Here is a 7,627-nt window from a genome sequence, read left to right as displayed (position 1 = left end):
CGACCAGATCCTTGAAGAACGGACTGGCGCTGTGCACCGCGTAGAAACCTTCGGCTACTACGCGCGTCATGTGTTCCATGCGGGCGGCGACGATGCGCAGGCCGGCAGCTTCGAAACGCGAATAGATGCCACCGATGACGTTCTTGGCAACGGCGTCGGGCTTGATGATCGAAAGGGTGCGTTCAACCGCCATGAGAATGTTCCGTGTGTTTGATGAATAAGTCGCCCACGGATCATCCGGGGGCGGAAAAACGCGGAATGTTAACGGTTTAACGAAGACAGCGGCAATCTGCCGCGCCGCAGCAACGCATTGAACGACCGGCGTCGCGCCACTCGCTGCGGATCAGGGCAGCCTTAGCTGACGGCGAAACTCTCGCCGCAGCCGCATTCGCCGGTGACGTTCGGGTTCTTGAACTTGAACGCTTCGTTCAGGCCGTCACGCTGGAAATCGAGGGTCAGCCCGTTGAGGAAGGACAGATGCTCCTTGGCCACCACCACCTTGGCGCCGTAGGCGTCGAACACTTCGTCCGCTTCGCCGGGGGCGTCGGCGTAATCGAGCACATAGGCATAGCCCGAACAGCCGGACTTCTTGACGCCGATGCGCAGGCCGTAGCCCTTGCCGCGCTTGGCCAACTGGGACTGGATGCGGTTTGCCGCCGTTTCGGTCAGGACGATGCTCATGCCATTTCTTCCTTGTGACGGGCGAAAACCGCGCGAAGCGCGTCCTCACCCAGCAATGCACAGTGTGCACGATCTTCCGGAATTTCAAGCGCAGCACGCAACGCGGGCGCCTTCAAGGCAGCCAGTTCAGCCATCGCCTTGCCCCGCGCCCAGCCAGCGACGTAGGCACCGACGGCGATCGTCGTCGGGCAGCCGTAGGCCAGGAATCGCGCTTCGGCGACCCGATCACCGTCGAGCCGCAGCGCCAGCCGCAGCACCGAACGCGCCGCAGGCGTGCCGGCTTCGGCGCTGATCACGTCTCGCGCGCCCTCGAGAAAACGCCCGGCGTTCGGCGTTTCGCGGAACAGCCGCCAGATCTGCGCGCCATAGCCGTAGGGATTGCCGGCTGCTTCGTCGGGCGGATTCGCGATCGGCGTTTCGCTGCCGAACGGCGACAAGGCCCGCAGCCACGCGACCTGAGCGATCACGGTGTCGGCGGCCTGCTCGATGTCGGCCAGGGTGGTCATCCGGCCGAACGAAAACCGCAAGGATGCATTGGCGGTTTCGTCATCGCGACCGAGTGCGCGCAGCACGTAGGACGGTTCGGCGGTCGCCGACGAGCAGGCCGAGCCGCTGGATACCGCGATGCCCGGCAGCGAGGCGCGCAAGGCTTCACCTTCGACACCGGGAAAACTCAGATTCAGCAAATGCGGCGCGGCACGTTCACCTTCTGTCGGGCCATTGCGCAGCACACCGGGAATCGTCTGCAGCCGCGACCACAGCGCATCGCGCAGCGCACTGAAATGCGCGATATCGACTTCGAACCGCTCCGCCGCCAGCGCGCAGGCAGCACCAAAACCGACCACCTGATGCGTCGCCAGAGTCCCCGAACGCATGCCCTGCTCATGGCCGCCGCCGTGCATCTGCGGGCTCAGGCGCGCGCGCGGCTTGCGCCGCACGAACAAGGCACCGACGCCTTTCGGCCCATACAGCTTGTGCGCCGACACGCTCAGCAGATCGACCGGCAGCGCGCGCAGATCGATCGCCAGCTTGCCGGCCGCCTGGGCGGCGTCGACATGCAGCATCACGCCGCGCGCGCGCAGCAGCGGCGCCAGCCGTTCGATGTCGTTGACCGCGCCGATCTCGTTGTTGACCCACATCAGCGACACCAGCGCGGTGTCCGGCGTGATCGCGGCGAGCACCGCTTCCGGCGTCACCACGCCGCGCGCGTCCGGCTTCAGATAAGTGACCCGGGCACCTAGCGTTTCCAGATGCCGGCAGGTATCGAGCACGCACTTGTGCTCGGTGCGCGAGGTGACGATGTGCACCGCGCGGCCGGCCTTCGGGAAGCCGCGGAATTCCAGCGCGCCCTTGATCGCCAGATTGTTCGATTCGGTGGCGCCGGAAGTCCAGATGATCTCGGCCGGCTCGGCGCCGATCAGCGCCGCGACCTGCGCCCTCGCCTGCTCCACCGCCGCCCGCGCCGCAAAACCCGGACCATGGGTCGACGCCGGATTGCCGTGCAGGCCATCGGGCTGCAGATACGGCAGCATCGCCCCGAAGACCTCGGGGGCGATCGGCGTGGTCGCAGCAAAGTCGAGGTAGATCATGCGGCCGCCACCTGCGCGTGCAGATCACCGAGCACGACCAGGAAACGGTCGATCTCGGTCTCGGTGCTGGTGATGCCGAGGCTGACCCGGATCGCCGAGAACGCGACGTCGCGCGGCCAGCCCATGCCGATCAGCACATGGCTGGGTTCGCCGGTGCCGGACGCGCAGGCCGAGCCGCTCGACACCGCGATGCCCTTGCGATCGAGCGCCATCAGCAGCGCTTCGCCTTCCCAGCCATCGACGCCGAACTGCACGGTGTTCGACAAGCGTGGCGAGCCATCGCCGAAAATCGTGATGCCCCGCATCGCGCGCAGACCGGCTTCGAGGCGCGCTTTCAGCACCGTCCAATGCGCAATGCGCTGCTCGCGCTCGGCAATCGCCAGTTCGGCAGCTACGCCGAAACCAACGATCGCCGCAAGGTTTTCGGTGCCGCCTCGCAAGCCACGCTCTTGGCCACCGCCGTGCAACTGGATCGCCAGTTCGACATGCGATTTCACCAGCAGCGCGCCAACGCCCTTCGGCCCGTACAGCTTGTGCGCGGACAGGCTCATCAGATCGGCACCGGATTCTCTGAAGCCGAAGGCCAGCTTGCCGCCAGCCTGCACAGCGTCGACATGCAGCAGCGCGCCGGCGTCATGGACCAGCTTCGCAGCGCGCGCGGTGTCCTGGATCACGCCGGTTTCATTGTTCGCCAGCATCAGGGCCACCAGCCTCAGCGGGCCGCGTGCGAGCTGTGCTTCGAAGGCTGACCAATCGACGATGCCGGCACGATCGACGGCAATTGTTTCGACGCCCCAGCCGTGGCCGATCAGCGATTCCGCCGCTTCGAGCACGGCCGGATGCTCGGTCGCGCCGTAGAGCACCCGCGTCGGCTGCGCGGTTTCGGTCAATCCCTTGAGCGCCAGATTGTTCGACTCGGTGGCGCCGCTGGTGAAGGTCAGCTCCGAGACTTCAGCACCGGCCAGTGCCGCCACCTGAACCCGCGCCGCTTCGATCGCATCGCGCGCGGCGCGGCCGTAGCGATGCACGCTCGACGCATTGCCGTACGGGCCGCTGAGATAGGGCAGCATCGCTTCGAGCACCCGCGGGTCCAGCGGCGTCGTCGCGTTGTAGTCGAGGTAGATCGGCATGCGGGAAGTTTACCGCCGACGGCCCGCCGGCCCCTTCAGCTCAAGCCGATCTCGCGCAGCCGCTGCCACAGATAGTCGTTCGCGGTGATCGGCTCGGGGTAACGACTGGGGTTTTCGGCCGTGATGCAGGACGGCAGCACGTCGATCAGGAAATCCGGATTCGGGTGCAGGAAATACGGCATCGAATAGCGAGCGCGACCGGCCGCCTCGCCTTTCGGGTTGACCACGCGATGGGTCGTCGACGGATAGACGTGATTGCTCAGCCGCTGAAGCATGTCGCCGATGTTGACGACGATCGCATCACCCTCGGTGGTCACCGGCAGCCAGTCGCCGCTTCGACTCAGCACTTCCAGCCCGCCGTCGCTGGCACCGACCAGCAAGGTGATCAGGTTGATGTCTTCGTGAGCGCCCGCGCGCTCATGGGCAGCGTCGTTCGGCCCGATCGGTGGATAGTGCAGCGCCCGCAGGATCGAATTGCCGTGGTCGATCTTGTCGTCGAACCAGTGCTGGTCCAGACCCAGATGCAGCGCCAGCGCCGACAGCACGCGGGCGCCAAGCGCACCCAGTGCGTCGTACAAGGCGCTGCCTGCTGCACGGAAGCCCGGCACTTCGGCCGGCCACAGGTTCGGCGCCATCGTCGCGGCGTACTTCGAGCCCGGTGGCAGCTCGCGGCCGATGTGCCAGAACTCCTTGAGATCGGGATGGGCCGCGCCTTTCGCGGTCTCGACCTTCAGCGGCGTCAACCCGCGGGTGCCGCCGGCGCCGCCCAAGTATTGATGCTTGATCGCGTCCGGCAGCGCAAAGAACGCGACGAAGGCCGCGTAGGCTTCGTCGATCAGCGCCTTCGGAACGCCGTGGCCGCGGATGCAGCAGAAACCGTATTCGCGATAAGCCGCGCCGAGTTCGGTAACAAAGGCCGCGCGATCATCGTCCCAGCGGCCGATATCCAGCGTCGGCACGCCGCTCACGGTTCATCGTTCTCCGTGGCGGCACCGGCGCGCAGATGCGGGAAAGTCTTGGTGGTCTGCTTCAGGCCCAGCGCTTCTTCGACCGAGGTCAGCATGCCGCGCAGGATGTTGATCTCGTGGCTGTCCGGTGCCGCGCGGCCATACATCCGGCGCATGCGCCGCATGATGAAGCGCGGCGCGGCCGGGTCGATGAAGGTGGTCGCGATCAGCACCTTCTCCAGATGGCCGAAGAAATGTTCCATCTGGCCCTGCGGCACCGGCTGGTGCTCGGGCAGTTCCGGCAGCTTGGCGCCGGCCGCCAAGCGTAGTTCGTAAGCCATGATCTGCACCGCCGCGGCAAGGTTCATCGAGCCGAATTCGGGGTCTGTCGGAATCGCCACCGCTTCGCGGCAATGGTCGAGTTCCTCGTTGGTCAGGCCGATCCGCTCGCGGCCGAAGACGATCGCGACCTTGCCCGGATGCTCGCCGGCCGCCAGCCGCGTCACGCATTCGCGCGGCTCGGAAAACGGAATCGACACGTAGCGCACGCGCGCCGTGGTGGCGATCACGTGCTCGCAGTCGGCCACAGCCTCGGCCAGGGTCGGGTAGATCGTCGCGCCTTCCAGGATGCTGTCGGCGCCGCTGGCCAGCGCGGTCGCTTCAGGGTCCGGAAAACGGTGCGGTTCGACCAGGGCGAGATCGTTCAGCCCCATGTTGCGCATCGCGCGCGCGGCCGAACCGATGTTGCCGGGATGGCGGGTGGCAACGAGCACAATGCGGATGCGGGATAATAGTTCCACTTCTTGATTCATCGACGGCAGAGCCGGAAGTTTCCGGCTTTGCTCGCGCGGATGCCAGTTTCAGGCGCCGCCGTCGTTCACCGGAACCCGCTTTCCATGCATCCGCTCGTCAACATCGCCGTCAGCGCCGCCCGTACCGCCGGCAACTTCATCAGCCGCAGCATCGATCGTGTCGATACGCTGACCATCGAAAGCAAGGGGCGGAATGATTTTGTTACCCAGGTCGATCGCAGCGCCGAAGCCGAGATCATCAAGGTGATCCGCAAGGCCTATCCGCAGCATGCGGTGCTCGGCGAAGAGACCGGCGCCAGCGGTGACAACGAAGTGGTCTGGATCATCGATCCGCTCGACGGCACCACCAACTTCCTGCACGGCCTGCCGCACTTCGCGGTATCGATCGGTATCCAGGTGCGCGGCAAGCTCGAGCACGGCGTGATCTACGCGCCATCGACCCAGGATCTGTACATCGCCACCCGCGGCGGCGGCGCCACCTTGAACAACCGCAAGATCCGCGGCAGCACCGCCAAGGAACTCGACAGCGCGCTGATCGGCACCGGCATCCCGATCAAGCCGGAACTGCTCGACGCCTATATGCCGATGCTGAAGACCATCGCCAGCAACAGCGCCGGCATCCGCCGCGCCGGTTCGGCTGCGCTGGACCTCGCCTATGTCGCCGCCGGCCGTCTCGATGGCTTCTTCGAGCTCGGCCTCAAGCCCTGGGACATGGCGGCCGGCATCGTGCTGGTGCAGGAAGCCGGCGGCACCGTCACCGAGTTGTATGACCCGCGTGGCGACGTGATGAAAACCGGCCACATCCTGGCCGCGCCGCACAAGCTGCATGCGCAGCTCAGCGATGCGCTGCGCGGAGCAGCGCAGCCGATCGTGCCGGCTGCCGAATAGCCAACATTGGCAATCGGTAATCTGGAGCCAAGGGCGGCTCCAGCTTCGGTCGGTAGCGTGGCGACTCCCTCACGGACGCCGCCATGCACTTCATTCCGATCACTACCGCTGCGAGCCTGCTGCTGGCGACTGCCGCCTGTAACCGCAACGCATCGCAGCCCGCTGCTGCGAAGCCAGCCGCCGCACTAGTCGCGCATGAAGCGAATCTGCTGACGCTGTCGGCCGAGACGCAGCAGCGGCTCGCGCTGGTCACCACAACGGTCCATCCCGGGAAGCTCGCCCGCGTTCGCCATACCAGCGGTGAAGTGGTCGCCGCGCCGCTCGGTGCTGCCGGCATCCCGATCGATGCCGGCCGCAATCTCGCCACGCTCGGCAGTCAGCAGACCGCTGCCGATGGCGAAGTCGCCCGCGCACAAGCGGTCACCGCACTGGCCCGGATCGCCGCCGGCCGCAGCGAAGCGCTGCTCGACGATGGCGCCGGCAGCGCCCGCGCCCGAGACGAAGCCGCTGCCGCACTCGCCGCGGCACAGGCAGCCGAGCAGGCAGCACTGGCGCAGCGCGCCTTGCTCGGGCCGGCGATCGGCGCGATCAACAGCCGCTCGACGATCTGGATTCGCGTGCCGATCTTCGCCACCGATGCCCAGCGCATCCTGCGTGAGCGCACCGCCGAAGTGAGGACGCTGGACGCGAGCGGCCCGGCCCGCCTCGCCCGCCCGATCGCGGCAACGCCGTCGGCGAGCTTCGTGGCCGGCACCGTCGACGCTTACTACGCGGTCGACAATCGCGATCAGGCCTATCAACTCGGCCAGAGAGTCGCCGTGCAATTGCCGCTGGCAGGACTCGACAGCGGCCTGCTGCTGCCGGTGTCCGCGATCGTTCGAGACATCGACGGCGGTGAGTGGGTTTACCGAGCCATTGCATCGGGCCAGTACCGGCGTGCGCGCATCGAAGTCGCCCATCGCGACGCCGGCCAGGCGCTGCTGTCGCGCGGACTGAGCGATGGCGATGAAGTGGTGAGCACCGGAGCCGCCGAACTGTTCGGCAGCGAATTCGGCGCCGGCCATTGAAGCTCACATGATGCTAGGCGCACTGATCCGCACCGCACTGTCGCAGCGCGTGCTCGTTCTCGCCGCCGCGGTGCTGCTGATCGCGCTGGGCCTGCGCGCTGCTCGCGATGTGCCGCTCGACGTGTTCCCGGAATTCGCACCGCCGAAGGTCGAGATCCAGACCGAAGCGCCGGGGCTATCGACCGAGGAAGTCGAGCAACTGGTCTCGGTGCCGATCGAGATCGTCGTCAGCGGCATTCCCGGCCTCGATACCGTGCGCTCGAAATCGGTGCTCGGCCTGTCCTCGGTGGTGCTGCTGTTCAAGGCCGATGCCGATCTGCTGGTCGCGCGGCAGACCGTGCAGGAGCGCATCGCCCGCGTGCAGACAAGCTTGCCGACGGCGGCGCGGGCGCCAGTGATGCTGCCGCCGCTGTCGTCGACCAGCCGGGCGATGAAGATCGGCCTGTCGTCGAAAACGCTCGATGCGATGCAGCTGTCCGAGCTGGTGCGCTGGACGATCCGGCCGCGGCTGAT

Annotated in this window: 9 protein-coding genes; 3 read left to right on the top strand and 6 right to left on the bottom strand. The window is 66.7% G+C overall.

Annotated elements, in window-relative coordinates:
* From QZY06_RS05235 to QZY06_RS05210, 6 genes are all read right to left on the bottom strand, one after another.
* The coding region (locus QZY06_RS05235) for a nucleoside-diphosphate kinase (RefSeq protein WP_295681147.1) at nucleotides 1–193 on the bottom strand (193 nt) is incomplete at its 3' end.
* A 161-nt stretch (nucleotides 194–354) separates the two neighbouring features.
* Nucleotides 355–681 (bottom strand): iron-sulfur cluster assembly accessory protein, encoded by a 327-nt coding sequence (locus QZY06_RS05230; RefSeq protein WP_022978101.1) that lies wholly within the window; start codon nucleotides 679–681, stop codon nucleotides 355–357.
* On the bottom strand, nucleotides 678–2,270 hold the full coding sequence (locus QZY06_RS05225; protein ID WP_295681142.1) for an aminotransferase class V-fold PLP-dependent enzyme: 1,593 nt from the start codon (nucleotides 2,268–2,270) through the stop codon (nucleotides 678–680). The genes QZY06_RS05230 and QZY06_RS05225 overlap by 4 nt, the downstream gene beginning before the upstream one ends.
* The gene (locus tag QZY06_RS05220) at nucleotides 2,267–3,400 is read right to left on the bottom strand and encodes a cysteine desulfurase family protein (RefSeq protein ID WP_295681140.1); all 1,134 of its coding nucleotides are present in this window, start codon (nucleotides 3,398–3,400) and stop codon (nucleotides 2,267–2,269) included. Before QZY06_RS05220 ends, QZY06_RS05225 begins: the two co-directional genes overlap by 4 nt.
* Before the next feature lie 35 nt (nucleotides 3,401–3,435).
* Complete coding sequence (locus tag QZY06_RS05215) at nucleotides 3,436–4,368, bottom strand: 2-oxoglutarate and iron-dependent oxygenase domain-containing protein (protein ID WP_295681136.1); 933 nt, start codon at nucleotides 4,366–4,368, stop codon at nucleotides 3,436–3,438.
* On the bottom strand, nucleotides 4,365–5,147 hold the full coding sequence (locus tag QZY06_RS05210; protein ID WP_295681133.1) for an RNA methyltransferase: 783 nt from the start codon (nucleotides 5,145–5,147) through the stop codon (nucleotides 4,365–4,367). The genes QZY06_RS05215 and QZY06_RS05210 overlap by 4 nt, the downstream gene beginning before the upstream one ends.
* Nucleotides 5,148–5,243: 96 nt before the next feature.
* On the opposite strand from QZY06_RS05210, the gene QZY06_RS05205 reads away from it, so the two are divergent.
* From QZY06_RS05205 to QZY06_RS05195, 3 genes are all read left to right on the top strand, one after another.
* Nucleotides 5,244–6,047, top strand: a complete 804-nt coding sequence (locus QZY06_RS05205; RefSeq protein ID WP_295681130.1) for an inositol monophosphatase family protein — start codon at nucleotides 5,244–5,246, stop codon at nucleotides 6,045–6,047.
* 83 nt (nucleotides 6,048–6,130) lie between these two features.
* Entirely contained in the window at nucleotides 6,131–7,114 is a 984-nt protein-coding gene (locus tag QZY06_RS05200) for a hypothetical protein (protein ID WP_295681127.1), read from the top strand.
* Between the two features lie 10 nt (nucleotides 7,115–7,124).
* A partial coding sequence (locus QZY06_RS05195; RefSeq protein WP_367275565.1) for an efflux RND transporter permease subunit occupies nucleotides 7,125–7,627 on the top strand: 503 nt, incomplete at its 3' end.

It is taken from the genome of uncultured Nevskia sp. (assembly GCF_903885465.1).
Taxonomy (GTDB): Bacteria; Pseudomonadota; Gammaproteobacteria; order Nevskiales; family Nevskiaceae; genus Nevskia.
This window is presented reverse-complemented; position numbering and strand designations above follow the sequence as displayed.

What these genes read in the sequence shown, in the direction of transcription:
- QZY06_RS05205 (WP_295681130.1), top strand. Translation starts at nt 5,244, where the DNA reads ATGCATCCGCTCGTCAACATCGCCGTCAGCGCCGCCCGTACCGCCGGC.
- QZY06_RS05220 (WP_295681140.1), bottom strand. Translation starts at nt 3,400, where the DNA reads ATGCCGATCTACCTCGACTACAACGCGACGACGCCGCTGGACCCGCGG.
- QZY06_RS05225 (WP_295681142.1), bottom strand. Translation starts at nt 2,270, where the DNA reads ATGATCTACCTCGACTTTGCTGCGACCACGCCGATCGCCCCCGAGGTC.
- QZY06_RS05230 (WP_022978101.1), bottom strand. Translation starts at nt 681, where the DNA reads ATGAGCATCGTCCTGACCGAAACGGCGGCAAACCGCATCCAGTCCCAG.
- QZY06_RS05200 (WP_295681127.1), top strand. Translation starts at nt 6,131, where the DNA reads ATGCACTTCATTCCGATCACTACCGCTGCGAGCCTGCTGCTGGCGACT.